The 24,109-nt window shown below is 60.0% G+C and carries 26 protein-coding genes and 1 riboswitch; of the genes, 13 read left to right on the top strand and 13 right to left on the bottom strand.

Annotated features, from left to right (window positions below):
- Window positions 1-80 precede the first annotated feature (80 nt).
- Together Q4577_RS15105 and metZ are read right to left on the bottom strand one after the other, a co-directional pair.
- On the bottom strand, window positions 81-299 hold the full coding sequence (locus Q4577_RS15105) for a hypothetical protein (protein WP_303470439.1): 219 nt from the start codon (window positions 297-299) through the stop codon (window positions 81-83).
- Between the two features lie 108 nt (window positions 300-407).
- Window positions 408-1,622, bottom strand: coding sequence for an O-succinylhomoserine sulfhydrylase (metZ, locus tag Q4577_RS15100; protein WP_303470442.1), 1,215 nt, complete (start codon window positions 1,620-1,622; stop codon window positions 408-410).
- Between the two features lie 47 nt (window positions 1,623-1,669).
- Window positions 1,670-1,747, bottom strand: a riboswitch (SAM riboswitch).
- A gap of 113 nt (window positions 1,748-1,860) precedes the next feature.
- Between metZ and Q4577_RS15095 the strand changes: the two genes are divergently transcribed.
- The gene (locus tag Q4577_RS15095) at window positions 1,861-2,886 is read left to right on the top strand and encodes an alpha/beta hydrolase (protein ID WP_303470444.1); all 1,026 of its coding nucleotides are present in this window, start codon (window positions 1,861-1,863) and stop codon (window positions 2,884-2,886) included.
- A gap of 55 nt (window positions 2,887-2,941) precedes the next feature.
- On the opposite strand, the gene Q4577_RS15090 is transcribed toward Q4577_RS15095, so the two are convergent.
- From Q4577_RS15090 to ftsY, 3 genes are all read right to left on the bottom strand, one after another.
- The gene (locus Q4577_RS15090) at window positions 2,942-3,544 is read right to left on the bottom strand and encodes an inner membrane-spanning protein YciB (RefSeq protein WP_244687665.1); all 603 of its coding nucleotides are present in this window, start codon (window positions 3,542-3,544) and stop codon (window positions 2,942-2,944) included.
- Between the two features lie 6 nt (window positions 3,545-3,550).
- Complete coding sequence (locus Q4577_RS15085; protein WP_303470447.1) at window positions 3,551-4,453, bottom strand: DMT family transporter; 903 nt, start codon at window positions 4,451-4,453, stop codon at window positions 3,551-3,553.
- Window positions 4,454-4,549: 96 nt separating this feature from the next.
- Window positions 4,550-5,872: a signal recognition particle-docking protein FtsY gene (gene ftsY, locus Q4577_RS15080; protein ID WP_303470449.1), complete on the bottom strand. Its 1,323-nt coding sequence runs from the start codon at window positions 5,870-5,872 to the stop codon at window positions 4,550-4,552.
- 82 nt (window positions 5,873-5,954) lie between these two features.
- On the opposite strand from ftsY, the gene Q4577_RS15075 reads away from it, so the two are divergent.
- Window positions 5,955-6,812, top strand: coding sequence for a hypothetical protein (locus tag Q4577_RS15075; RefSeq protein ID WP_303470452.1), 858 nt, complete (start codon window positions 5,955-5,957; stop codon window positions 6,810-6,812).
- Between the two features lie 17 nt (window positions 6,813-6,829).
- Here Q4577_RS15075 and Q4577_RS15070 read toward each other — a convergent pair whose 3' ends face one another.
- Complete coding sequence (locus tag Q4577_RS15070; RefSeq protein WP_303470454.1) at window positions 6,830-8,515, bottom strand: NAD(P)H-dependent oxidoreductase subunit E; 1,686 nt, start codon at window positions 8,513-8,515, stop codon at window positions 6,830-6,832.
- Window positions 8,516-8,704: 189 nt separating this feature from the next.
- On the opposite strand from Q4577_RS15070, the gene Q4577_RS15065 reads away from it, so the two are divergent.
- Window positions 8,705-9,727, top strand: coding sequence for an alkane 1-monooxygenase (locus Q4577_RS15065; protein WP_303470456.1), 1,023 nt, complete (start codon window positions 8,705-8,707; stop codon window positions 9,725-9,727).
- A 58-nt stretch (window positions 9,728-9,785) separates the two neighbouring features.
- Window positions 9,786-10,193, top strand: a complete 408-nt coding sequence (locus tag Q4577_RS15060; protein WP_303470458.1) for a hypothetical protein — start codon at window positions 9,786-9,788, stop codon at window positions 10,191-10,193.
- A 131-nt stretch (window positions 10,194-10,324) separates the two neighbouring features.
- On the opposite strand, the gene Q4577_RS15055 is transcribed toward Q4577_RS15060, so the two are convergent.
- Entirely contained in the window at window positions 10,325-11,068 is a 744-nt protein-coding gene (locus tag Q4577_RS15055) for a carboxylesterase (RefSeq protein ID WP_303470461.1), read from the bottom strand.
- Between the two features lie 132 nt (window positions 11,069-11,200).
- Between Q4577_RS15055 and Q4577_RS15050 the strand changes: the two genes are divergently transcribed.
- The 7 genes from Q4577_RS15050 (at window position 11,201) to Q4577_RS15020 (ending at window position 17,304) form a co-directional block, all read left to right on the top strand.
- Window positions 11,201-11,956 carry a metalloregulator ArsR/SmtB family transcription factor gene (locus tag Q4577_RS15050; RefSeq protein ID WP_303470463.1) on the top strand — a complete coding sequence of 252 codons (756 nt, stop codon included), beginning with the start codon at window positions 11,201-11,203 and terminating at the stop codon, window positions 11,954-11,956.
- Window positions 11,956-12,366 (top strand): MAPEG family protein, encoded by a 411-nt coding sequence (locus Q4577_RS15045; protein ID WP_303470466.1) that lies wholly within the window; start codon window positions 11,956-11,958, stop codon window positions 12,364-12,366. Before Q4577_RS15050 ends, Q4577_RS15045 begins: the two co-directional genes overlap by 1 nt.
- A 135-nt stretch (window positions 12,367-12,501) precedes the next feature.
- The gene (gene thrS, locus Q4577_RS15040; RefSeq protein WP_303470469.1) at window positions 12,502-14,481 is read left to right on the top strand and encodes a threonine--tRNA ligase; all 1,980 of its coding nucleotides are present in this window, start codon (window positions 12,502-12,504) and stop codon (window positions 14,479-14,481) included.
- A gap of 241 nt (window positions 14,482-14,722) precedes the next feature.
- Complete coding sequence (locus tag Q4577_RS15035) at window positions 14,723-15,028, top strand: DUF2282 domain-containing protein (protein ID WP_303470472.1); 306 nt, start codon at window positions 14,723-14,725, stop codon at window positions 15,026-15,028.
- A 91-nt stretch (window positions 15,029-15,119) separates the two neighbouring features.
- Entirely contained in the window at window positions 15,120-15,989 is an 870-nt protein-coding gene (locus tag Q4577_RS15030; RefSeq protein ID WP_303470474.1) for a DUF692 domain-containing protein, read from the top strand.
- The gene (locus Q4577_RS15025) at window positions 15,986-16,738 is read left to right on the top strand and encodes a DNA-binding domain-containing protein (protein ID WP_303470476.1); all 753 of its coding nucleotides are present in this window, start codon (window positions 15,986-15,988) and stop codon (window positions 16,736-16,738) included. Before Q4577_RS15030 ends, Q4577_RS15025 begins: the two co-directional genes overlap by 4 nt.
- Entirely contained in the window at window positions 16,735-17,304 is a 570-nt protein-coding gene (locus tag Q4577_RS15020) for a DoxX family protein (RefSeq protein WP_244691617.1), read from the top strand. Before Q4577_RS15025 ends, Q4577_RS15020 begins: the two co-directional genes overlap by 4 nt.
- On the opposite strand, the gene Q4577_RS15015 is transcribed toward Q4577_RS15020, so the two are convergent.
- The 3 genes from Q4577_RS15015 to Q4577_RS15005 all read right to left on the bottom strand — a co-directional run bounded on the left by Q4577_RS15015 (window position 17,301) and on the right by Q4577_RS15005 (window position 18,500).
- Entirely contained in the window at window positions 17,301-17,753 is a 453-nt protein-coding gene (locus tag Q4577_RS15015) for an NUDIX hydrolase (RefSeq protein WP_303470477.1), read from the bottom strand. The two genes, Q4577_RS15020 and Q4577_RS15015, sit on opposite strands and share 4 nt — an antisense overlap.
- Entirely contained in the window at window positions 17,731-18,099 is a 369-nt protein-coding gene (locus Q4577_RS15010) for a hypothetical protein (protein ID WP_244691613.1), read from the bottom strand. Before Q4577_RS15010 ends, Q4577_RS15015 begins: the two co-directional genes overlap by 23 nt.
- A gap of 86 nt (window positions 18,100-18,185) precedes the next feature.
- On the bottom strand, window positions 18,186-18,500 hold the full coding sequence (locus Q4577_RS15005; RefSeq protein ID WP_244691610.1) for an ArsC/Spx/MgsR family protein: 315 nt from the start codon (window positions 18,498-18,500) through the stop codon (window positions 18,186-18,188).
- 205 nt (window positions 18,501-18,705) lie between these two features.
- Here Q4577_RS15005 and Q4577_RS15000 point away from each other — a divergent pair, with 205 nt between their 5' ends.
- The gene (locus Q4577_RS15000; RefSeq protein ID WP_244691608.1) at window positions 18,706-18,912 is read left to right on the top strand and encodes a cold-shock protein; all 207 of its coding nucleotides are present in this window, start codon (window positions 18,706-18,708) and stop codon (window positions 18,910-18,912) included.
- Window positions 18,913-19,000: 88 nt separating this feature from the next.
- On the opposite strand, the gene Q4577_RS14995 is transcribed toward Q4577_RS15000, so the two are convergent.
- Window positions 19,001-19,906 carry a LysR family transcriptional regulator gene (locus Q4577_RS14995; RefSeq protein WP_244691606.1) on the bottom strand — a complete coding sequence of 302 codons (906 nt, stop codon included), beginning with the start codon at window positions 19,904-19,906 and terminating at the stop codon, window positions 19,001-19,003.
- Between the two features lie 105 nt (window positions 19,907-20,011).
- Between Q4577_RS14995 and metF the strand changes: the two genes are divergently transcribed.
- A complete protein-coding gene (gene metF / locus Q4577_RS14990) occupies window positions 20,012-20,878 on the top strand; it encodes a methylenetetrahydrofolate reductase [NAD(P)H] (RefSeq protein ID WP_244691603.1) in 867 nt (288 codons plus the stop codon).
- 178 nt (window positions 20,879-21,056) lie between these two features.
- Here the strand turns inward: metF and lpdA are convergent, their stop codons facing one another.
- Together lpdA and aceF are read right to left on the bottom strand one after the other, a co-directional pair.
- On the bottom strand, window positions 21,057-22,796 hold the full coding sequence (gene lpdA, locus Q4577_RS14985; protein ID WP_244691601.1) for a dihydrolipoyl dehydrogenase: 1,740 nt from the start codon (window positions 22,794-22,796) through the stop codon (window positions 21,057-21,059).
- An 11-nt stretch (window positions 22,797-22,807) separates the two neighbouring features.
- Window positions 22,808-24,085 carry a dihydrolipoyllysine-residue acetyltransferase gene (aceF, locus tag Q4577_RS14980; protein WP_303470486.1) on the bottom strand — a complete coding sequence of 426 codons (1,278 nt, stop codon included), beginning with the start codon at window positions 24,083-24,085 and terminating at the stop codon, window positions 22,808-22,810.
- Between the last annotated feature and the right edge of the window lie 24 nt (window positions 24,086-24,109).

The following is a 24,109-nucleotide window of genomic DNA, read 5'->3' as shown; positions in this document are numbered from 1 at the left end:
ATCGTGCAAAATCATCCGTTTCCGGAAAATTTGACCTTAATCTATCCTGGAACGCGTCACAAATCCGCCCAAAAGGGATCTTAGAAGTTGAGGGCGGTTCTGGTAACGCGGGAAGGTTCAGAATCCGAAGCGACCAACAGTGTCAGTGCTGCGGTGCCGCCAAGAACAGCCAATGCCGTGGTTTCATCTGCGGTTGCGACAAACGGCTCGGCTTTTTCTGACAGGGCGCTGACCTGCTCGGCCAAAGCGGGCAAAACAACAGATGCAATGAACGCAGCAGAGAGCAGAAACTTGGTCATGAAAAGCCCGGTAATTTAATCTGCCTTCTTAATGCCGCGTTTGCATTGGTATTTCCAGCCCAAAATGCTGCACCTGCACAAAACAGGCGCAGCTTTGCCGTTTTGCTATCAGCCCGCCTGATCTGCTGATTTTTTAAGCGCTTGCTGAATGTCTGCCAGCAAATCGTCAGGGTCTTCCAACCCACAGCTGAACCGAATCAATCCAGGGGTGATTCCCAGCGTGGCCTTTTGATCGTCCGGCAACCGCTGGTGCGTGGTAAAGGCCGGTGGCGTGGCGATGGATTTTGCATCGCCGAGGTTGTTGGAAATGATCGCAATTTCCAAAGCATTGAGGAAGGCAAACGCCGCCTCGCGCCCGCCTTTGATCTCAAAACTGACCACCGTGCCGCCAGCCCCCAGCTGCCGCATGGCCAAGGCATGGTGCGGGTGGCTGGCCAGACCGGGATAGCTGACCCGATTGATGCGGTCATCGGCCTCCAGCGCTTCGGCCAGTTTCAGCGCGGTCGCGGTCTGTGCCCGCACCCGCAAATCCATGGTCTCCAAACCCTTGAGCAACACCCAGGCGTTGAATGGCGAAAGCGCACCGCCCGTGTGCTTCATGAAGGGTTCGATGGTCCCGCGGATCATGTCCCGCGTGCCAAGGATCACCCCGCCCAGCACCCGGCCCTGGCCATCCATATGTTTGGTGGCGGAATAGGTCACGATGTCCGCCCCTTGGGCGATGGCATCGGAATAGATCGGGGTGGAAAACACATTGTCCGACACCACCAGCGCGCCGCCCGCATGGGCAATCTCGGCCACGGCCTCGATGTCGATGACTTCGAGCGTCGGGTTGCTCATGGATTCGAAGAAACAGACCTTGGTTTCCGGGCGCATCGCCGCGCGCCAGGCGTCCAGATCGGTGCCATCAACCAGGGTCAGGGTCACGCCGAATTTGGTCAGCACGTTTTCCAGCACGTAAAGACAAGAGCCAAACAGCGCCCGCGCCGCAACCACGTGATCGCCGGCCTTCACCAGCGCCAACAGCACGCCCTGCACCGCCGCCATGCCGCTGGCACAGGCAAAAGCGTCTTCCGCCCCTTCCAGCAGGGCGATGCGTTCTTCGAACATCTTCACCGTGGGGTTGCCGTAGCGGGCATAGATGAATTCATCTGGGCCAGCCTCGATGAACCGGGCCTCGGCCTGTTCGGCGCTGTCGTAGACAAATCCCTGGGTCAGGAAAATCGATTCGCTGACTTCGTTGTATTGCGACCTGCGGATACCGCCATGCACAAGCTTGGTGCGGCTGTTCCAGCCTTTGGACTGCGTGTCGTCGTTCGTCATGTTCTTTCCTTCAAATACAAAAGCCCCCGAGCGCGGCCAAGCGAACGGGGGCTTTCGTCCTGACCTTTTAGCGGAATTATTTAACGTGGCCCGCAATCCGGTAACAAATCGCCACGCGATCCTATTACGGTGTTGCGCCATTCGGGTCAAGACCGTCACGGTGCTGTAACCCAGCCTTCATTCCGGCGTCATAGCATTCCTTTATCGGCAGGCTACAAGATGTAGTGGAGGCACGCAGATGGCGCTTCTGAGGGTGAATGCATGTGGGGACAACCCCCAGCCGCATGGCGGCCCGGAAGGCCCATCGCTGGACTCCCTTCTGCGCACCGCACTGGAACGCCCCGGCCCCGTGGTCCTGATGTTGCATGGGTATCGCTATGGGCCCGGCCGGGCCGGACATTGCCCACATGATCTGTTGTATGCGATGCGCCCCACCGGCGGATCGAACCGCATTGTCAGCTGGCCGCGTCATCTGGGATTTGGCGTGGATCAACGTCAGGCAGGATTGGGTGAGGCGGGTCTGGGTCAGGTCGGGCTGGGTCAGGCCGAACTGGGTCAGGCTGGGCTAGATCAGGCTGGGCTAGATCAGGCGGGATTTGCGATTGCCTTTGGCTGGGACGGACGTGGCACCATTCGCCGCGCGTACCGCGAAGCCGCCCGCGCCGGGCGCGCAATGGCAAAACTGGTGCGTCAGATCCGGGCCATTGATCGCAGCCGCGAGGTGCATGTGCTGGCGCATTCGCTGGGCGCGCGGGTTGCGCTTTGTGCGCTGCAACATCTGGGTCCAAAGGATCTGTCGCGGCTGATCCTGATGTCCGCCGCAGAATACCGAAGCACAGCGACCGCTGCGCTGGCCACCCCGGCCGGGCAAACGGCGCAGGTGGTGCATGTCACCAGCCGGGAAAACGATCTTTATGATTGTCTGTTGGAATGGTTGGTGCCCGCGCCGAGGCGCGGTGATCGCGCGCTTGGCACCATTTCCGCCGCAAACCTGCGCCCGGTGCTGTTGGACGATCCGGCGGCACTGGCCGCATTGGCCCGCATCGGATACCGCATCGCGCCGCCATCCCGGTTGATTTGCCATTGGTCGCCCTATCTGCGCCCGGGCGTCTTTGCCCTGTATCGGGCGCTCCTGACCGGTACGCTGACACCCCAGGCGCTGGACCATTGCCTCCCGGTCAGCGAAGATCGCCGCTGGACCCGGATCTTGCCGCGCCGCATCGGCCTGCCCAGCCTGCCATTCGCCTCAAAGGCGCCAACCTGACCCGCGACACGAAGGTCGCACACCGCCGGGTCAGGCCGCAATGGGCGCCAGCGCGTCAGTCTTCGCCAAGCTCCATATACTTTTGCAGCACCGCAAACTGCGACCAGATGAAGACAAACAGCAGAATCGGAAAGCCGAAGGTCTCGATCTTGACCCAGAGATCGGTGCTCATCGTGCGCCAGACGATTTCATTGGCCACCGCCAAGCCCAGAAACGCCAGACACAGCCGCCGGGTCAGGATCATCCAGCCTTCTTCCTGCATGTCGATGGCATCGGACAACACATAGGCCAGATAGGATTTCCCCCGCGCCAGGCCGATGCCCAACAGCAGCGCAAAGAAGCCATAAACCAAGGTGGTCTTCATCTTGAAGAAGCGTTCATCGTTGAACCAGGCGGTCAGCCCGCCAAAGAAGATCACCATGATCGCGGTAAAGACCTGCATGCGGCTCAGCTCTCCGGTGAGATACCAAAGCGCGCCCATGGCGGCCAACATGATGGGCACAAACAACACCGTCGCCAGGATGAACCCGGAATATTCGGTGCCGCCTATCGTAAAGACATCTTCCTTCATCCACAGGTAAAGGCCAAAGAACGCCAACGGCGGGCCCAGTTCCAGCACCTGTTTCACCAATGGATTGATCTGCTTCTTGTCTGCCATAATGGCTTAGCCCCCTAGTTCCACGATCACGGCCCCGGCCGCAATCAACGTCATCAGCGCAATGCGGCGTGGTCCCACCGTTTCGCGCAATATCAACCAGCCGATCAAGGCCGCAAACACCGTCGAGGTTTCGCGCAAGACCGCCGCTTCGCCGACCTGCCCCAAACGGGTGGCCACCATGATCGAGCCAAAACTGCCAAAGGCCACCATGCCGCCAATCCAGCCGCGCAACATCAGCGGGGCCACCCTTGGCGTCACCGGCAATTTGCGCCAATGCAGGGCCGCCAGAATGGGCATGCCCAGACCGTCGATCATGAAGAACCACGCCAGAAAGGTGAACGGATCCGCCGTGGCGCGAATGCCATAGGCGTCATAGGTGGTGTAAAGCGCAACAAACAATCCGGTGATCATCGCCAGCCCCAGCGCCAGCGGCAGTGTATCGCGCGCCGTTTCGAGGAACATCAGGTTGTAGATCGCCAACCCGAAAATCCCCGCCAACAAGACCAGAACCCCGATCCATTGCGCGGCGGTAAAGGCCTCGCCGAACAGGACGCCAGCGCCAATCACCGTGAACAACGGGCCCATGCCGCGCACCACCGGATAGACAACCGTATAGGCACCCTTGCTATAGGCCATGGCCTGGAGGATTTTGTAGACCATGTGGATCACGAAAGCGCCGAGGAAAATCAACCACATATGCGGCTCTGGCCAGGGCACGACAAACAACGCAAAGGGCGCGGCCATCAGCCCGTAAGAGGCATCAATCGCCCCGCGGCTGAGCCAGGGGTCATGCTGCCCCTTTTGCAGCGCGCCAAACACCGCATGCAAAAACGCCGCCAGCACCGCCAGACCCAGCGCCAGTTGCTGGCCCATTTCGGTCCCTTCAAGGGAGATCAGCCAGGCGCTCATTCAGATCTCACGACATTGGGGGCGCTGCCCCCGACGCCTTTGGCGTCTCCCCCGGGATATTTTTGAACAGAAGAAGGACCGGTGCCCCGCATCCGCTCAGCGATCCAATCCGGTCAGGGCGGCGGCGAAATCTTCGGGATCGAAGGGCGCGAGGTCGTCGATCTTTTCGCCGACGCCAATGGCGTGGATCGGCAAGCCGAATTTGTCGGCCAGCGCCACCAGAACGCCGCCCTTGGCGGTGCCGTCGAGTTTGGTCATCACCAGGCCGGTGACATTGGCCAGTTCCTGAAAGGTTTTGACCTGCGACAATGCGTTTTGTCCGGTTGTGGCATCCAGCACCAACAGGGTGTTATGCGGCGCATCGGGGTCTTTCTTGCGGATCACCCGCACGATCTTGGAAAGTTCTTCCATCAGATCCTTGCGGTTCTGAAGGCGGCCGGCCGTGTCGATCAGCAAAAGATCCGCGCCATCCCGCGCGGCCTGCTCCATGGCGTCAAAGGCCAGGCTGGCAGGATCGGACCCTTCGGGCGCGGTCAGGACCGGCACGCCGGCGCGATCCCCCCAGACCTGGAGCTGTTCGACGGCGGCAGCGCGAAAGGTATCGCCCGCCGCAATCACCACGTTTTTGCCTGCGGCGCGGAACTGGCTGGCGAGTTTGCCGATGGTTGTGGTCTTGCCCGACCCGTTCACGCCCACCACCAGAACGACCTGGGGCTTTTTGGCATAAAGCGGCAGGGGTTTTGCCACCGGGTCCATCACCCGCGTGATTTCCTGTGCCAGCAGCTCCTTGATTTCCTGAACCGAGAGTTTGCGGCCAAACCGGCCTTCGGCCATATTGGCGGTCACGCGCAGCGCGGTATCGACGCCCATGTCCGATGCGATCAGCAGCTCTTCGAGCTGTTCCAGCATGTCATCATCCAGCGTCCGGCGCAGCACCTCGGGGGCACTGCCGCGCCCCAACATGCGCCCGATCAATCCGGGCTTGCGGTCAGCGGGGGCCTTGCGGTCAGCGGGGGCACTGGGCGTTGTGGCGGGTGTCGCGGCAGGGACCGGGATTTCCACCGGCGTCACGCTTTGCGGCACTTCGGTTGGTGTCGCCATCGGAATTTCCGATTGGGTCTCTGACGGCAGTTCCTCTGGGGTCTTTTCCGGCAGCTCCTCTGGCGCGGCGCGCTCTGGGGCCGGTTCCGGGCTTGTTGGTTCGGGGCTTGTGGGTGCAGAGCTTGCCGGTGTTGGGCTTGCCGGCGTTGAGCTTTCCGCTGTTGGGCTTGCCGGTGCGACGCCAGCTGCGCGCCCAGAGGTGTCGTTCGGCACCTCCGCCGAAACCTCTCCACCGTCGCCAACAATTGCCTCCAGCCCTTCGTCCAGCTTGGACGAGGATTTGAACAACCGATCTTTCAGCTTCCCGAATAACGACATGGGCAGGCATCTCCTTTGATCTTGACCTATAACTTTGTCGTCACAAGGAAAAGGGCCGGTTGACTTGAATCGCACGGCTGCCATGACTGATGCCATGTGGTCTCTTTGTCTGGGTCTTGTGTTATGTCTGCTTTTCGCGCCCCCCTTGCGCGCGGCCGAAGGTATGGCGGAAGGCCCGCACCATGACGCGGTGCGGACCTGCGACGCATTGGCGGCCGCGGCGGAAACCACCGGCCTGTCAGTGGATTTTCTGGCGCGGGCGGTTTGGGAAGGCGCTGAAGACACCGACGCCGAGGCCATCGTAGCGACCGCCACGGCACTTGCGGCCCTGCAAGAGGACTATGGCAATCCCGGTCTTGCCGCCCTGGCGCATTTTGCGGGCACCGAACAGGTCGAAACCTTCATGGGTGGTGGCGGCATTCCCCCGGCCAGCGTCGATTTCATCATCCTGACAACCGGACATATTCCCGAGATCTGGCGCGAGCTTCCCGCCGATCTGGCCGGGCGGGCAGAGATTCCGCCGCTGGCGGTCGATGTGGCCTTTCACCCGGCTTGCGTGGAGTGGATCGCCGGGCGCTGGGGGGAACCGCTGCCCGATCTGGTGCCGCTGCCACCACGAAGCGCGCCGATGATCCTTGACCCTTCGGAGCGCAGCCTGCGACCCCGGCTGCGGCCGATCCCAAAACTGGCAAAATGGGGCGCGCAGCTGGCCTTTGGCACCAGCCGCGACCGTGCAGAAACCAATTTCACCCGCGCCACCCGGGCCTGTCGCAACGTGGTGGGCGACGCGCCCGACTTTGTGCATGTGGAAAACCGGGTGCGGGGTCGTGAAGGATATTGGATGGCCCGCGTCAGCCGGATGGACCGCGACGAATCAGAAGAGATTTGCCGCAAGGCCCGTGCGCGCGGCTGTTCCTGTGTGGTTTACAAGAATTACTGATGTCAAAGATCCTGCGGTCAGACCTCGTCCGGGAAATGCGCCATGGTCATGCGGATCGGATTTGGCGCGGCCTGCCCCAGACCACAGATTGATGCATCCGCCATCGCCTGACAGATCTCTTCCAACAGCGGTTGGTCCCAGTGATCCGCCTGCATCAGCTTGACCGCTTTTTCACAGCCCACCCGGCAGGGCGTGCATTGGCCACAGCTTTCATCCTCGAAAAACCGCAACATGTTCAGGGCGGCGTCGCGTGCACGGTCCTGATCCGACAGAACCACCACCGCCGCCGATCCGATGAAGGTGCCATGTGGCTGCAAGGTGTCGAAATCCAGCGGAATATCGTCCATTGACGCGGGCAACAGGCCCGAGGACGGCCCCCCCGGCTGATAGGCCTTGAAGCGGTGGCCCGCCGCCATGCCCCCCGCCGCCGCAATGATATCGGTGATCGTCGATCCGGCGGGCAGAAGGTAGACACCGGGCGCGGCCACCCGCCCGGACACGGAATAGGACCGCAGGCCCTTGCGGCCATTCTTTTCAACTGCGGCCAGCACATCAGGCCCCTCGCGGCAGATCCGGGCCACCCAATACAGAGTTTCGACATTATGTACCAAGGTCGGGCGGCCGAAAATTCCGACCTGCGCGACAAAGGGCGGGCGGTGACGCGGCATGCCGCGCTTGCCCTCGATGCTTTCGATCATCGCGCTTTCTTCGCCACAGATATAGGCCCCCGCCCCCCGGCGCAGGTCGATATACCCCGGCGCCACAAGGCCGGCGGCCTCCAATGCTGCGATTTCCCGGCGCAGAATTTCCAGCACCGCCGGATATTCATCGCGCATATAGATAAAGCAGGTCTCGGCCTCGACGGCCCAGGCGGCGATCAACATACCTTCCAGAAACACATGCGGTTCCCGCTCAAGGTAAAACCGATCCTTGAATGTGCCCGGCTCGCCCTCGTCGCCATTCACCGCCAGATAACGCGGCCCGGCATTGTCGCGCACGAAGCCCCATTTCTTGCCCGACGGAAACCCGGCCCCGCCCAATCCGCGCAGGCCAGAGGCCAGGATCTGGTCCTGGACCGCCTGCCAATTGCCAGAAGTGCGCAATTTGGTAAGGGTTTTGTATCCATCACCTTCACAATATGCGGCAAGGTCCTGAAATGGCGGGATTTCCGCATGGGTGTCGCCGTTCGCCACAGCGGTCTGAACCTTGTCCACTGTCGCATGATCGATATGTTTGTGTCCCAATTCCAACACCGGCGCGGTGTCACAGCGCCCCATGCAGGGCGCGCGGAGAACCCGGATCTGGTCCGGGTTCAGACCGTCCTGAAGCGCCAACCGCAGCTCTTTGGCGCCAGCCAATTCACAGCTTAACGAGTCACAGACCCGAATGGTCAGCGGCGGCGGCGCAGGATCTTCTTCCCGCAGGGGGTCGAAATGGGCATAGAAGCTTGCCACTTCCCAGACCTCGGCCATGGGCAGTTTCATCTCTTCGCAGAGCGCACGCAGATGACGGGCAGACAGATGGCCGTGGGCGTCCTGGATCAGATGCAGGAATTCAATCAACAGATCACGACGGCGGGGCCGATCGCCCAGCAGGGTCTGAACCTCCGCCAGGGCGGTATCGTCGAATTGACGGCCCTTGGGGGTGTGACGCCCCTTGCCCCGGCCCGATTTCCAGACACCTTTGCCGTTCGCTGCTGCCATTTTGTCTACCTCCGCTCTCTGCCTGACCATAGAAACCGTTCCGACCATCCGCGAGGTCAAATGCGACAATTTACCGGGCAATCACGTTGCTTTTGCGTTCCTTCTTGTCGGGATCTTGGCGATAGTTACCCTATCGGAAACACTTTTGCCGTTTAATGGCGGCTGACATCTGTTTGGATTTTCGTTCAATTGACCCGATTTACCTTTGCCACCCTTGTTCCGGTCCTGCTGCTGTTTGCGGCGGGCTTCTTTGGCGGGTTCTGGGTTTGGGGGGCCTTGGCCTATATCACCTGCCTTGTCGCGGGGCTGGATCAGGTGAAATCCAAGGCCGCCCCCGCCGATCCCGGGGTGGAATTTCCGGCGGGAACCGGGCTGTCGGTGGTGCTGGCGCTGGTGCATTTCCCGCTGTTGGCCTTGGCGGTTCACGTGGTGTCCGGCATGGGGCCCGCCAGCGGCGCCGAAAAATTCGGGGCCTTTCTGGGGTTTGGCCTGTTCTTTGGTCAGGTCAGCAATTCCAATGCGCATGAATTGATCCACCGGGGCAACCGTCATCTGCGCACCCTGGGCAAGGCGGTCTATGTATCGGTGCTTTATGGCCATCATGCCTCGGCCCATCCGTTGGTGCATCATGTGCATGTGGCAACGCCCGATGATCCGAATTCGCCGCAAGGACGCATAAGTTACTACCGTTTTGCCCTGCGGGCATTGCGCGGTGAATATGCGGCGGGAAAGGCGGCGGAAACCGCACGGCGCAAACGGGCGAAGAAGACCGGAATGCACCCCTATACCCAATATGCACTGGGCTCTGTGGCGACGGTACTGGTGGCGGCAGGGATCGGCGGAATTGCCGGCATTCTGACGCTGGGTGCGATTGCCCTGCATGTCCAGAGCCAACATTTGCTATCGGATTATGTGCAGCATTACGGGTTGTTCCGCCGCCGTGACGCCAACGGGAAACTGGAACCTTGCGGGCCACAGCACAGCTGGAATGCGCCGCATTGGCTGTCCTCGGCGATGATGCTGAACGCCCCGCGCCATTCCGATCACCATATGCGCCCCGGCGTGGCATATCCCGGCCTTGTGCTCAGCCAGGATACGATGCCCACCCTGCCCTATCCGCTGCCGGTCATGGCGCTGATCGCGCTTTGGCCGGGGCAATGGCGGCGCATCATGGATCCACGGGTCGCCAAATGGCAGAACCCGGCTGGATAAGGCTGGTTGCGGATTTGTGACTTGCTCCCGGCGGGGTGCATCTGGCAGAACATGACCCATGTTGAAATCTGTTCTTGCGACCAGCTCTGCCGTTGTCATTTCGGCCACATCTGCCTTTGCTGTGGACATGTCCGCGGCCGAGTTCGAGGCCTATACCACCGGAAAAACACTGTATTACGGTGCCGAGGGCCGGGAATACGGGGTCGAGGAATATATGGAAAACCGCCGCGTGCGCTGGTCCTTTCTGGATGGACGCTGTCGCGAAGGCGAATGGTACGAAGACGCCAACGGCCTGATCTGTTTTGTCTATGAAGACCGGCCAGATCCGCAATGCTGGTCGTTTGAACGTGGTTCCGGCGGCGGACTTGTGGCGCGGTTTCAAAACGATCCCGAAGGCACATTGCTTTATGAAGCAAACCGCAACGATGAACCGATGCTGTGTCTGGGACCGGAAATCGGGGTCTGACGGTCAGTATCCTGCAAGGAAAACCCCGGGTGCACCCGATTGGGCACACCGGAGTTGGGCGCGCCGGAGTTGGGCGCACTGGGCTGTCCCCTGCTCTGGGCCTTCCCCTGTCAGTCCAGCCTATTTGTCGGTCAGAGACCGCTCACCTCGTCAATCGCGCGGGCGATCAGCGGCAGACAATCGGGCGCGGAAAAGCTGTGATCGGCCCCTTTCAGGAACGTCAGCGAGATGTCGGGGCAATCGGCATGATCCAACAACCGCAGTGCAGTGTCGCGGGTGACGGCGGTGTCGTTTGTGCCCTGCATACAGCGCACCGGAAACGGCAAGGCAAGCGGGCTGCGCAACACCAGACGGGTGCGGCCATCTTCGATCAGGCGGCGGGTGATGCGATAGGGATCACCGTATTCTGACGGCACATCGCGATAGCCCTGTTGCATGACTTCGTCGCGTTCGGTTTCGCCAAAGCTGGCCCAGAACCCGTCTTCGGTGAAATCCGGCGCGGCAGCAATGGTGACCATCCCGGCAATATTGCCGAGCCGCTGTGCCATTAAAAGCGAAATCCAACCGCCCATGGACGAGCCAACCAGCACCAGCGGCCCGTCACAGGTGGCGCGGATCACCGCCTCGGCATCCTCGGCCCAATCGCCGATACAGCCGTCTTCAAATGCACCGGAACTGACGCCGTGGCCGGAATAATCGAACCGAAGGAACGCACGTCCTTTTGCCCGGCACCAGTCTTCCAGCCAGACTGCCTTGGTCCCGGCCATGTCGGATTTGAAACCGCCCAGAAACACCACGGTCGGGCCCTGCCCGGCGGCCTTGTGATAGGCGATGTGACGCCCCTGTTCGGTGTCAAGAATGCGGTGCTCGGCCATGAAAACCCCCAAGTTTTCCCGAATATGCAAATGCAACGCGCCGGGCGCAATGGGCGAATGGGGGAATGGGGGAATGTGAAAATTAGGTGACCCTATTGTCACGTGACTGTTTAATCACCTATAATCGATTCCATGGATGCACTTTTCAAAGCCCTCAATGATCCCGCCCGCCGCGCGCTTTTGGATTTCCTGCGTGCCAAGGACGGCCAGTCGCTGTCCGAGCTGGAAGACCAGCTGGAAATGACCCGGTTCGGGGTGATGAAACACCTGAAGGTGCTGGAACAGGCGCATCTGATCATCACCCGCCGCGAAGGTCGGTTCAAATATCACTACCTCAACCCTCTGCCCTTGCAGGACATGGTCGACCGCTGGGTTTCGCCATTTCTGCGGCAACAGACCCGTTCAATTCTTGATCTGAAAACACTGCTCGAACTGGAGACCCGAATGGGGAAACCCGATTTCATGATGCAAACCTTTATCCGCTGCACTCAGGATGCACTCTGGGAGGCACTGACCAAGGCCGATCAAATGGCGGCCTATCATTTTCTGTGCAACGAGGTGCGCGGCGATGTGGCGCCGGGCAACGTGGTGGAATTCATCCGCCCCGATGGCAGCGTGATGCTGCAACAGGTGGCCCAGGCGCTGGACCCCAAAAGCCGGATCGAAATGACGTTCGAGCCGAAATTCATGGGACCGGATGCGCCATCGTCCAGCATGGTTTACCTGATCGAGCCGCAAGGCGGGGAACAGGCCGACATCTGCAAGCTGACCATACAACATTACAATATTGCGCCGGGTCAAGAAGGCTTTGGCGAAGGCTGGGCACGGCTGGCGGCCTCGCTCAAATCCTATCTGGAAACCGGTGTCGCCCTGAAAGGAGTCGCATGATGGAACATTTTCCAACCGAACTGGGCGTTTTAACCTGTTTGATGATCCTCGCGGCGTCGCTTTGGATTCCCTATATCGTTGGGGTGAGCAAATCAGAGATCGCAGGCGATCCGTTTGACCGGCCTTCGGATTTGCGGGCATTTCCGGCCTGGGTCCACCGTGCGCATCGGGCGCATCTGAACCTGCTGGAACAGGCGCTGCCGTTTGCGGTGCTGGTGCTGGTCCTGAATGCGGTCAGCGGGTTCAGCGCGCTGACCTATTGGACCGCCATTGCGTTTTTCTGGCTGCGGGTGGCGCATGCCATCGGCATGATCAGCGGTCTGGCGCGTTCGCCGCTGCGGCCCATAATCTTTGTGTCCGGGTGGCTGTGCATCTTGCTGCTGGCCTATGCGGTGTTTGCCGCGATCTGATTAAAATGCGCTGGTCCGATTTGCCGTCAGATCGGGCTTCGCGCTTGACATAGGGTGGGTTGCGGTTCAAATCGCCCCACCACATACCCGCAACCGGGCGTTCAGTAGGCGCCAAACCGACGAGGAGGCCCAAACATGGCTCAAATCTCCCTTACTTTTCCCGACGGCAATGCACGCAGCTATGAGGCTGGCGTGACCCCTGCGGATGTGGCTGCTGACATTTCAAAATCCCTCGCCAAAAAGGCGATTTCGGCCACCATTGATGGCCAGCACTGGGATATGCAGTGGCCCATCCAGAGCGATGCGCAGATCGCGATCAACACCATGAAGGACGACGCCCCGGCGCTGGAACTGATCCGGCACGATCTGGCGCATATCATGGCGCGCGCGGTGCAGGCGCTTTGGCCGGATGTAAAGGTCACCATCGGGCCGGTGATCGACAATGGCTGGTACTATGACTTTGACCGGGCAGAGCCGTTCACCCCCGAAGATCTGGGCGAGATCGAAAAGAAGATGCGCGAGATCATCAACAAACGTGATCCCGTCCGCACCGAGGTTTGGGACCGCCCCCGCGCGATCAAACATTACGAAGACAACGGCGAACCTTATAAGGTCGAACTGATCGACGCCATTCCGGGCGACGAGCCGCTGCGGATGTATTGGCATGGCGAGTGGCAGGATCTCTGCCGGGGTCCGCATTTGCAGCACACCGGGCAGGTTCCGGCAGATGGCTTCAAGCTGATGAGCGTGGCCGGTGCCTATTGGCGCGGCGACAGCAAACGGCAGATGTTGCAGCGGATCTACGGCGTCGGCTTCCAGAACAAGGAAGACCTGCGCAAATACCTCAACTTCCTCGAAGAGGCCGAAAAGCGCGATCACCGCAAACTGGGCCGCGAGATGGACCTGTTTCACATGCAGGAAGAAGCGCCGGGTCAGGTGTTCTGGCATCCCAACGGCTGGACCATCTATACCCAGCTTCAGGATTACATGCGCCGCAAACAGCGCGCGGGTGGATACAAAGAGATCAACACCCCGCAGGTCGTCGACCGCAAATTGTGGGAGGCTTCGGGCCACTGGGACAAATACCAGCACCACATGTTTGTGGTTGAAGTCGACGAAAGCCGCGATGGCGAAAACGATGATGCCGCGGTCAAGGACAAGGGCCAGACACGTATCAATGCGTTGAAACCGATGAACTGCCCCTGCCACGTGCAGGTGTTCAATCAGGGTCTCAAATCCTATCGCGATCTGCCGCTGCGGTTGGCGGAATTCGGTTCTTGCGCGCGGTTTGAACCGTCGGGCGCGCTGCATGGCATCATGCGGGTGCGCGGCTTTACCCAGGACGATGCGCATATCTTCTGTACCGAAGAGCAGATTCAGGAAGAATGCGCCCGCTTCATCGACTTCCTTGCCAATGTGTATGAAGAGCTGGGCTTTGCCGAGTTCGAGATCAAATTCGCCACCCGCCCGGAAAAACGGGTCGGCACCGAAGAGAGCTGGGACTATGTCGAGAACGCGTTGGAAAACGCGATCAAGGCCGTGGGGCGTGACTATACGCTGGAGCCGGGCGATGGCGCGTTTTACGGACCGAAGCTCGACTTCTATCTGACCGATGCAATTGGCCGGGTCTGGCAATGCGGCACCTTTCAGGTTGACCCGAATCTGCCCGAACGGCTGGGTGCCAGCTATATTGCCGCCGATGGCGACAAACACCGCCCCTATATGCTGCACCGCGCCACATTGGGCAGCTTTGAGCGGTTCATCGGCATTCTGATCGAAAACTGGGAAGGCAAGTTGCCGTTCTGGCTCGCGCCGCGTCAGGTTGTTGTCGCCTCGATCATTTCGGACGCAGACGATTATGTGCACGAGGTCGTGGCGGCCCTGCGGGCCAAAGGCGTGCGCGCCGAAGCCGACATTCGCAATGAAAAGATCAACTACAAGGTCCGCGAGCATTCGCTGGGCAAGGTGCCGGTGATCCTGGCGGTTGGTGCACGCGAAGTAGAAGAGCGGACATTGACCGTGCGGCGGCTGGGACAGAAGCAAACCACTGTAACATCTCTGGCCGATGTCGTGAACGAATTGGGCCTGGCGGCCACCCCGCCGGACCAATTGTAACATTCCAGCGCTGGAACCATGCGGGGCGTCACAATTGCCGGGGCGCCCCGTTTTGATTCTAAACACTTTTTTCATGTTTCTCGCAGGTGCAGCATCACGCAGCCCTGACAGGTGATTACGCATCCGTGACCCACGGCGCTGTGAAGTGCTTATTGACGTTTCCACGGCATAATCTTGGACAGCCACCGCAGGGATGGCTTGGACCAAACACTTGAGACACATGACAAAAAGGGATGTACCTATGTCGAATATCATGAAAACCGTTGCCGTTGCCGGTGCCGTTGCTGCCGCTCTTGCCGCTCAGGCCTCCACAGCCACCGCACAAGCGCAGGAAAAATGCTTCGGTGTTTCCATGGCAGGCGCCAATGATTGCGCCGCCGGCCCCGGCACAACCTGCGCCGGCACATCCACCGTTGATTACCAAGGCAACGCATGGACGCTGGTAGATGCCGGCACCTGTGCCGAAATCGAACTGCCTGCAATGGCAGACGGTTCCGAACGCATGGGCTCGCTCGAAGCTCTGGACCGCGACCTGCCGCAAGGCTGATGCAACATAAGGCTGGGCAGGTTGCTCAGCCTTACGCTAGGCTTGGGGTGGGCAGATCTGCCCACCCTTTTTTTTGAATTGGGGACGCGCCATGCCTGATGCCAGCCATCACTTTCCTGATCTGCCAGCCGCACCCGGAGTTGGCTATAAACCACAGCATTATTCGGACATTCTGACAAACGCCGCGCCAGTGGAATGGCTGGAGGTGCATGCAGAAAACTACATGGGGGATGGTGGCAGACCCCTGGCGCAATTGCGCGCCCTGTCAGAGAGATTTGCCATGTCGGTACATGGCGTCGGCCTGTCAATTGGTGGCGAGGGGCCGTTGGATGCCGACCATCTCGCCCGGCTGAAACACCTGTGCGACTGGCTGCAACCAGCGCGGTTTTCCGAACATCTGGCCTGGTCGACGCATGAGAGCCATTTTCTGAACGACCTGCTGCCCCTGCCCTATACCGATGCCACGCTGACGCGGATTTGCGATCATATTGATCAGGTCCAGACCGTGGTCGGACGGCAAATGCTGCTGGAAAACCCGTCGTCATATCTGGCCTTTGCCGAAAGTACCTGGGAAGAACCGGCGTTTCTGAACGAAGTGGCCCATCGCACCGGCTGTGGTCTGCTTCTGGATGTGAACAATGTGTTTGTCTCGGCGACCAACCTGGGTTTTTCCCCCCAGAGCTATATTGATGCCTATCCGCTGGACCGGGTCGGGGAAATTCATCTGGGCGGACATGACGAGGATGAGGACGACCACGGCGCGCCGCTGTTGATCGACAGCCACGGACGCGAAGTGGTGGATCCGGTCTGGGCCTTGCTGGATTACACGCTGGAGCGCGCCGGACCGCGCCCCCTGTTGGTGGAATGGGACAATGACGTGCCGGAGTGGGATGTGCTGCGGGCAGAAGCCTGCCGCGCCGCAACCGCGCTGGCCCGCCTGTCGGCACAGGTGCCGGCATGACAACCCAGGCCGACTTTCGCGCCGCTTTGCTGGATGGCAGCGCCGAGATCCCGACCGGATTGCAAGACGGCGCAGGCCGCCCCGCCGGGCGACGCTATGACGTCTATCGCAACAATATCGCAACCTCTCTGGGTGATGCTTTGCTGACCGGGTTCCCGGCCGTGGCGAAACTTTTGGGAGAGGTGAATTTCAAGAATCTGGCCGCAATGTACCTGCGCGCCGCGCCGCCCGACAGCGCGCGGATGATGTATTTCGGCCATGGCTTCGGGGATTTTCTGCAAGGTTTCGCACCCTTGGCAAAATATCCCTATCTGGGCGATGTGGCGCGACTGGAATTTGGCCTCCGCGAAAGCTATCACGCGGCAGATCATGTGCCGCTGGCGGCAGAGGCGCTGGCAATTGCCCCAGAGGAATTGATGGCCGCGCGGCTGGGGCTGGCCCCGTCGCTGCGCCTGTTGCGCTCGTCCTATCCGGTGGTGTCGCTTTGGGCCTATAACATGCGGCCCGGCGCGCCAAAACCGCAAGGCGTGGCCGAGGATGCGCTGATCCTGCGGGCAGAGTTTGACCCGGAACCACATGTTCTGGCGCCGGGTGGCGCAGATTTCATCACGGCGTTGCAGGCGAACGCCACGCTTGGCACCGCATATGAGGCCGCCCTGGCCCAAGATCCGGGCTTTGACCTATCGCCGCTATTGGGCCTTCTTCTGGGGGCCAATGCATTGACATACTTGAAGAAAGACACGAAATGACCGCACTTGTGAATCTGCATGACATGATTTTTGACGCAATTGAACGCGGCCTTTCCGGGCTGTTGCCTTTGCTGGCGCGGTTTGTGTTTGCCGCTGTATTGCTGCTGTATTTCTGGAATTCCGGGGTGACGAAACTGGGCGACGGGTTGTTCGGCTTTTTGGTGCCGTCAACCGGGGCCTATGCCCAGATTTTCCCCAAGGCGTTTGAAGCTGTCGGTTACGATTCCAGTCAACTGGGCGTGTTTCACTGGCTGGTTGTTGTCGCGGGCACCTGGGCCGAATTCATCCTGCCGTTGATGATTGTGCTGGGTCTGGCGACACGGTTGGCGGCGCTGGGAATGATCGGATTTATCGCCGTGCAAAGCTTGACCGATCTCTATGGCCACGGCGGCATCGAACATGCCGCAACACTTGGTGCGTGGTTTGACCGGATGCCGGATGGCGTGATCCTGGATCAGCGGGCGTTTTGGGTGTTCTTGCTTGTGGTGCTGGTGGTCAAAGGGGCCGGCGCGCTGTCGCTTGACCGGGTGCTGAGCCGGACGGTCCTGGGGCGGGTCGAGGATTAATCGCGCCCCAGCACACGTTTGACGACCGTATCCACATCGGTGCTGAGCGGGATCTTCTGGCTCAGCACATCTGTAATCAAATGCCATTCGGCGGCCGCCGCATCATCACAGGCCATCAAGACCCCCTGTACCCCGGTGCAGCGCACGGCAATCAACAGATAATGAAACAGCAGCGCGCCAGCAGCGTCATGCCGGATCAGATCAAGACACATCAGGGTTTCGACCGCCTGCGCAGAGAGGCAGGTTTCCTCTGACAATTCCCGCAGGGCGGCTGCATGCACGGTTTCACCGGCCTCGACATGGCCGCCGGGAAACCCCCAGAGACCCGCATCGGGCTTGTCCGCGCCCCGACGGACCAGAAGGACACGATCCCCCTCGATCACCACCGCCAAGGCGCCGACGCGCGGGTAGATTGTGGTGGAATTGTCAGAAATGCGCCTTTTCCTCATCCGGTTTGCCCGCAGCCAGCGCCAGAACGCCACCAAGGCCGGTAAAGGCGATCGGGAACATCGTGCCAACGTTGAAGCCATAAGCAACATACATCAGCCCACAGGCCAGCAACATGGCGATGCCGCCCCAAAGCGCCCGCGCCTTGGCCATCGCGCCACCGGCAATCGCCAACAGCGGCGACAGCACCGCAGCCGCGCGAATCAATTCGATATTGCCGACCTGTTCGGCCAATCCGTCGATCTCGCCAAACCGGTTCACCGCCTCGGTATAGCCATAACTGAAAAACCCGACGATCATCGCGATCACGCCGCCAATCACCCCAAGGGTCAGTGCTGCATTGCGCATTGTGGCTCCTTTATTGATTGCCTGACAGTCAGGTAAGGGTTGCGGGGCAGAGTTCCAAGGCGGGAATTATTCCCGCCTTTCCCCGCCTATTTCACCAACGCGGCCTGCACATCTGCGCCCCAGCCAAGATAGAGCGTCGCACCATCCTCGATCAGCGGGCGTTTCATCAGGGTTGGATGCGCAATCAAAAGCTCACGCGGGGGTGTTTCGCGGGCCTTTGCCGACAGATTGCGCCAGGTGGTGGAACGCGTGTTGATCATTTTTTCGCCAAAGATTTCCAACGCCCGGTCCAGAACATCCCCCGGCACACCCTCGGCGCGAACATCGACAAACGTGGCATTTTCCAAAGTTTTCAGCGCCTTGCGGCAGGTGTCACAGGTCTTGAGACCGAAGAGTCGCATGTTTTTCCCTCAAAATCAGCACTGCATAAAATATCACCCATCCGCCCGAGGACCAGCGCCTTGTCCTTGATTTTTTACAAAGCCGTGCAATCCTTTTTGTCGTGACCCCGATGATCAGCCGAAATGACGCGCTGAGAGGCGGATAAACAACCAATATCCGGGGGGCTGGCAGCACCCCCAAAGCGAATTTGAAGGAGACGCGGACATGCCAACAGGCACCGTGAAGTGGTTCAACACCACAAAAGGATACGGGTTTATTGAACCCAATGGCGGCGGCAAAGATGTCTTTGTGCATATTTCGGCGGTCCAGCAATCTGGCCTGACCGGATTGGCCGACAATCAAAAGGTGGAGTTTGAGCTGGAAGAAGGCCGTGATGGCCGCCAGATGGCATCGAATCTGACACCGCTCTGACCTCCTGTTTCAATGGCGGGCGTATTGAACAAGGTCCGGGGAGCAGCTCCTCGGCCCTTGCGGGCGTCCTCGCCTTTTCCTGCGGGTGTTATTGTGCCTGAAGCCTGTTTGCCTCGCTTCGGGCCAGTGCAATCAGGTCAGTCATATAGGGTTTTTCGGCGTCATCCTTGCGGATGGCGGCATATAACCTGCGCGTCAGACCCTGCTGTGTCAGCGGGCGGGTGACATAGTCGGAATTGTATTTGACCTCGCGCACCACCCAATCCGGCAGCACCGCAACGCCGCGATTTGATGCCACCAAAAGCAGAATGACGGCGGTCAGCTCGGCCTGACGCACCGCTGCCGGTTCCACGCGGGCGGGGATCAGAAGCTGGCTGAACACATCCAGTCGACTGCGTTCCACCGGATAGGTAATCAGGGTCTGACCGCGAAAATCCTCGGCGTCGACATAGGGTTTCTGCGCCAGGGGGTGATCCTTGGACGCGACAAAAACCGGTGCATAGTCAAAGAGTTCGGCGAATTCGACATGCGCCAGGCTTTCCGGGTCGGACGAGACCACGAGATCGACCTCTTCTTTTTGCAGCGCGGGCAGCGCGTCAAAGGCGAGCCCCGGGCGAATGTCGACATCGACATCTGGCCAGGACTTTCGAAAGGCCTCGAGCACCGGAAAAAGCCATTCAAAACAGGCATGGCATTCAATCGCGATATGCAGGCGCCCGGATTTGCCATCACGCAAGCCGCTGAATTCCGCTTGCAGGGTCTCGATCTCTGGCAGAATCTTCTCCGCAGCCCGCAAGAGGCGCATGCCGGCGGCAGATAATTTCATCGGCTTTGAACGGCGGACAAACAGCTCGACCCCGGCCTGATCCTCCAAGCCCTTGATCTGGTGAGACAAAGCGGATTGCGTGATATTCAGCTGGTCGGCTGCCTTGGCCAGACCGCCCGCTTCGTGTATCGCCCTGATCGTGCGCAGGTGTCGAAATTCGATATGCATATCCGCCAATCCTGTTGCCCAACTCATAACCTTGATGAGATTTATGAGTTTGTCTCACATGGGCACATCTGCGACAAGGTGGAAACTTTGACAGGAATCGCCATCATGACCGTCCCCGCCGTCTCTTTTGAATTTTTCCCGCCACGCGATCTGGCAGGGTCATTCCGGCTGTGGGACACAGTACAGGTGTTGGCGCCGCTTGATCCGCGCTTTGTTTCGGTGACCTATGGTGCCGGTGGCACAACCCGAGAATTGACCCGTGATGCGGTCGCAACCTTGCATAAATCCAGCGGGTTGAAAGTGGCGGCGCATTTGACATGTGTGAACGCCAGCCGGGAAGAAACGCTGGGCATTGCGGGTGAATTCGCCAAGGCCGGGGTCAATGACATCGTGGCGCTGCGTGGCGATCCGCCCAAAGGCGCAGATGGGTTTACCGCCCATGAAGCGGGTTTTCGCGATTCATGTGAGTTGATTTCAGCGCTGGCCGACAGCGGTGATTTCACCATTCGCGTCGGCGCCTACCCCGACAAACACCCCGAAGCCGCGGATGAAGCGGCGGATGTGGAATGGTTGAAGCGCAAGATCGATGCCGGTGCCGATGAGGCGCTCACGCAGTTCTTTTTTGAGGCCGAAACATTTCTGCGCTTCCGTGACCGTTGCGCCAAGGCGGGGATCACCGCGCCGATCACACCGGGCATTCTGCCGATCGAGAACTGGAAGGGCACACGGAATTTCGCCCGCCGCTGCGGCACGCCGATCCCCGCCTGGGTGGAAGAAGCCTTTGCCACGGCGGAGCGCGACAATCGTCAGGATTTGCTGGCAACCACGCTTTGCACAGAGATGTGCGATACGCTGATTGGGGAAGGTGTGGACGCCCTGCATTTCTACACCTTGAACAAGCCAGAATTGACCCGCGATGTGTGTTTTGCACTGGGTGTGACGCCAAAGGGAACGTTGGAAAACGTCGCCTGATCTGGCGCGATTGAGAGGCAAAATTGACGGCAGAAAGGAGGGGGCCAGCCCCCTCGGCCTGTGGCCTCACCCCCGGGATATTTTGACCAGGAGAAAGGTCGAAGTGGGGTGCTTTGAGATTTTTCGGATCGAATAGCAAAGGACCGGGCGCGATGCCCGGTCCTTTTTCTTTATATGTTTAGTGCTTTTTCTTTTTCGGCGGCATCAGGTCGGTGATTGTGCCTTCGAACATTTCCGCCGCAAAGTTCACTGTTTCGCTCAGCGTTGGGTGCGGGTGGATGGTATGGCCAAGGTCGACCGCATCCGCGCCCATTTCGATGGCCAAGGCCACTTCGGCGATCAGATCACCGGCATTGGTGCCGACGATCAGCCCGCCGATGATCCGGTCGTCTTCGGGATCAAACAGCAGTTTGGTCATGCCTTCGGAGCGGCCATTTGACAGCGCCTTGCCGGAGGCTGCCCAGGGGAAAACGCCCTTTTCGAACTTGATGCCCTTGGCTTTGGCTTCGGTTTCGGTGATGCCGGCCCAGGCAACTTCGGGGTCGGTATAAGCCACCGAGGGGATCAGCCGTGCGTCGAAATGGCGATTGTGGCCTGCGGCCACTTCGGCGGCAACCTTGCCTTCGTGGACGGCCTTGTGCGCCAGCATCGGCTGGCCCACCACATCGCCGATGGCGAAGATATGCGGCACGCCGGTCTTTTGCTGGCTGTCGACGGCGATAAAGCCGCGGTCATCCACCGCCACACCGGCCTTTTCGGCGTCGATCAGTTTGCCGTTGGGTTTGCGGCCCACGGCAACCAGAATCTTGTCGAATGTGTCGGTGCTGGTTTCGCCTTTGTCATCCTCGAAGGTGACCTTGAGACCCTTTTTCTGGGCCTCCACGGCGGTCACTTTGGTCTTGAGGAGGATGTTTTCGTAACGGCCCTTGATACGGGTCATCAGCGGTTTAACGATGTCCTTGTCCGCGCCGGGGATGATCTGATCCATGAACTCGACGACGGTGATCTTTGATCCCAAGGCGTCGTAGACACAGGCCATTTCAAGGCCGATGATCCCACCGCCCAGAACCAGCATGCGTTTTGGCACATCCGCCAGTTCAAGCGCACCGGTGGAATCGATAATGCGGTCGTCTTCCGGGATGAAGGGCAAGTTGACCGGTTCCGAGCCTGCCGCAATCACGCATTGGTCGAAGGACACGGTTTTCACGCCATCCTCGCCGGTGACCTCGATCATGTTGGGACCGGTGAATTTGCCGTAACCTTGCACCACTTCGACCTTGCGGCCCTTGGACAGACCTTTGAGACCGCCGGTCAGCTGATTGACAACGCTTTCCTTGAAGCTGCGCAGCTCGTCCAGGTTGATCTTTGGCTTCGCGAATGTGACGCCATGGGCGGACATTTCTTCGGCTTCGGTGATCACTTTGGCGACGTGCAGCAGGGCCTTTGACGGAATGCAGCCGATGTTCAGGCAGACACCGCCAAGATAGGGGTCTTTTTCGATCAGCACGACCTTCTTGCCAAGGTCAGCCGCACGGAACGCGGCGGTGTAACCACCGGGGCCGGATCCAAGAACAACCACCTCGGCGTGAACGTCGCCCGGGCCAGAGGCGGTGCCAGTGGCGGCAACCGTCTGTGGGGCCGCAGCGGCGGGTGCGGCGGCGGGGGTGTCTGTGGCCCCCGCGTCTGCCCCGGCCGCTTCCAGCACCATGATGACCGAACCTTCGCCGACCTTGTCACCTTCGGAAACCTTGATTTCCTTGATCACACCGGCCGCTGGCGATGGCACTTCCATCGTTGCTTTGTCGGATTCCAATTCGATCAGCGCATCTTCCTCGGCCACGGTGTCGCCCACCGCAACCAGGATCGACACAACGGGGACCGCATCGAAATCACCAATATCGGGTACTTTGATCTCCATGATGTCTCTCCTTACCACATCAACTTGCGCATATCGCCGAGCAGCGTCTTGAGCGTCACGGTGAACCGTGCGGCAAGCGCGCCATCGACGGCACGGTGGTCATAAGACAGCGAAAGTGGCTGCATCAGGCGCGGCACGAATTCTTCGCCGTTCCAGACCGGTGCCATTTTCGACCGTGTCAGACCAAGGATGGCCACCTCGGGTGCGTTGACGATCGGTGTGAACGATGTGCCCCCGATGCCGCCAAGCGACGAAATGGTAAAGGTCGCGCCCTGCATATCCTTGGATTTCAGCTCGCCTTCACGGGCGGCTTTGGACAGGCTCATCAGTTCCTTGGAGATGTCGACCAGACCCTTGCGATCCGCATCCTTGATCACCGGCACCATCAGACCATTGGGCGTGTCTGCCGCAAAGCCGATGTTGTAGAAATCCTTCTTGATCAGCTTGTCGCCATCGGGGTGGATCGACGAATTGAACTCCCAGTGGGTTTTCAACGCCGAGACCGATGCCTTGATCACGAAAGAAAGCAATGTCACGCGATAGCCGTTTTCCTTGGCGTGCGTGTCCATTTCCTTGCGGTATTTGTCCAGATCGGTGATGTCCGCTTCGTCGTTGTGGGTGACATGCGGGATGTTCAGCCAGGACCGGTGCAGCGCAGGGCCCGAGATCTTTTTGATCCGGGGCATTTCCACGTCTTCGACAGGGCCGAACTTCGAGAAATCGACCACAGGAATGGGCGGGATGCCCATGCCGCCCGATGCGCCACCACCAGCGGCGGCAGGGGCCGCAGCGGTCGAGGACTTCAGGAAAGCGGTGATGTCTTCGCGCAGGATGCGGCCCTTGCGGCCCGATCCGTTGACCTTGGACAGATCAATTTCCAACTGCCGGGCGAAGGCCCGTACAGAAGGCGAGGCATGTGCCTTGCCGAAACCGGCGTCGGTCACTGCGGCCGGTGTTGGGGCCGGTGTTGGGGCCGCCGCTGCTGGCGCAGGTGCGGCGGCCGGGGCTGCCGCTTTGGGGGCCTCTGCCGGGGCGGCGGGGGCCGCTGCGGCGCCCTCGCCTTCGAGCAACATGATCAGCGTGCCCTTGGACACGTTGTCACCTTCTGCCACCTTGATTTCCTTCACCACACCAGCGGCGGGCGAAGGCACTTCCATGGTTGCCTTGTCGCTTTCAAGTTCAAGCAGCGGATCTTCTTCGGCCACGGTGTCGCCGACACTGACCAAAATCGACACGACCGGCACATTGTCAAAATCGCCAATGTCGGGAACGTTTACTTCGATTGCCATTATGGATTCTCCTCGTATCCGCCG

It is taken from the genome of Marinovum sp. 2_MG-2023, from assembly GCF_030548265.1.
Classification (GTDB): Bacteria; Pseudomonadota; Alphaproteobacteria; order Rhodobacterales; family Rhodobacteraceae; genus Marinovum.
Note: the sequence above shows the minus strand (reverse complement) of the source record. Positions and strands in the feature narration are given on the sequence as shown.

Bases quoted from the DNA above. Each gene is read 5' to 3' on its own strand.
- Q4577_RS15105 (WP_303470439.1), bottom strand. From the start codon at position 299: ATGACCAAGTTTCTGCTCTCTGCTGCGTTCATTGCATCTGTTGTTTTG.
- metZ (WP_303470442.1), bottom strand. From the start codon at position 1,622: ATGACGAACGACGACACGCAGTCCAAAGGCTGGAACAGCCGCACCAAG.
- Q4577_RS15095 (WP_303470444.1), top strand. From the start codon at position 1,861: ATGGCGCTTCTGAGGGTGAATGCATGTGGGGACAACCCCCAGCCGCAT.
- Q4577_RS15090 (WP_244687665.1), bottom strand. From the start codon at position 3,544: ATGGCAGACAAGAAGCAGATCAATCCATTGGTGAAACAGGTGCTGGAA.
- Q4577_RS15085 (WP_303470447.1), bottom strand. From the start codon at position 4,453: ATGAGCGCCTGGCTGATCTCCCTTGAAGGGACCGAAATGGGCCAGCAA.
- ftsY (WP_303470449.1), bottom strand. From the start codon at position 5,872: ATGTCGTTATTCGGGAAGCTGAAAGATCGGTTGTTCAAATCCTCGTCC.
- Q4577_RS15075 (WP_303470452.1), top strand. From the start codon at position 5,955: ATGACTGATGCCATGTGGTCTCTTTGTCTGGGTCTTGTGTTATGTCTG.
- Q4577_RS15070 (WP_303470454.1), bottom strand. From the start codon at position 8,515: ATGGCAGCAGCGAACGGCAAAGGTGTCTGGAAATCGGGCCGGGGCAAG.
- Q4577_RS15060 (WP_303470458.1), top strand. From the start codon at position 9,786: ATGTTGAAATCTGTTCTTGCGACCAGCTCTGCCGTTGTCATTTCGGCC.
- Q4577_RS15055 (WP_303470461.1), bottom strand. From the start codon at position 11,068: ATGGCCGAGCACCGCATTCTTGACACCGAACAGGGGCGTCACATCGCC.
- Q4577_RS15050 (WP_303470463.1), top strand. From the start codon at position 11,201: ATGGATGCACTTTTCAAAGCCCTCAATGATCCCGCCCGCCGCGCGCTT.
- Q4577_RS15045 (WP_303470466.1), top strand. From the start codon at position 11,956: ATGGAACATTTTCCAACCGAACTGGGCGTTTTAACCTGTTTGATGATC.
- thrS (WP_303470469.1), top strand. From the start codon at position 12,502: ATGGCTCAAATCTCCCTTACTTTTCCCGACGGCAATGCACGCAGCTAT.
- Q4577_RS15035 (WP_303470472.1), top strand. From the start codon at position 14,723: ATGTCGAATATCATGAAAACCGTTGCCGTTGCCGGTGCCGTTGCTGCC.
- Q4577_RS15030 (WP_303470474.1), top strand. From the start codon at position 15,120: ATGCCTGATGCCAGCCATCACTTTCCTGATCTGCCAGCCGCACCCGGA.
- Q4577_RS15025 (WP_303470476.1), top strand. From the start codon at position 15,986: ATGACAACCCAGGCCGACTTTCGCGCCGCTTTGCTGGATGGCAGCGCC.
- Q4577_RS15020 (WP_244691617.1), top strand. From the start codon at position 16,735: ATGACCGCACTTGTGAATCTGCATGACATGATTTTTGACGCAATTGAA.
- Q4577_RS15015 (WP_303470477.1), bottom strand. From the start codon at position 17,753: ATGAGGAAAAGGCGCATTTCTGACAATTCCACCACAATCTACCCGCGC.
- Q4577_RS15010 (WP_244691613.1), bottom strand. From the start codon at position 18,099: ATGCGCAATGCAGCACTGACCCTTGGGGTGATTGGCGGCGTGATCGCG.
- Q4577_RS15005 (WP_244691610.1), bottom strand. From the start codon at position 18,500: ATGCGACTCTTCGGTCTCAAGACCTGTGACACCTGCCGCAAGGCGCTG.
- Q4577_RS15000 (WP_244691608.1), top strand. From the start codon at position 18,706: ATGCCAACAGGCACCGTGAAGTGGTTCAACACCACAAAAGGATACGGG.
- Q4577_RS14995 (WP_244691606.1), bottom strand. From the start codon at position 19,906: ATGCATATCGAATTTCGACACCTGCGCACGATCAGGGCGATACACGAA.
- metF (WP_244691603.1), top strand. From the start codon at position 20,012: ATGACCGTCCCCGCCGTCTCTTTTGAATTTTTCCCGCCACGCGATCTG.
- lpdA (WP_244691601.1), bottom strand. From the start codon at position 22,796: ATGGAGATCAAAGTACCCGATATTGGTGATTTCGATGCGGTCCCCGTT.
- aceF (WP_303470486.1), bottom strand. From the start codon at position 24,085: ATGGCAATCGAAGTAAACGTTCCCGACATTGGCGATTTTGACAATGTG.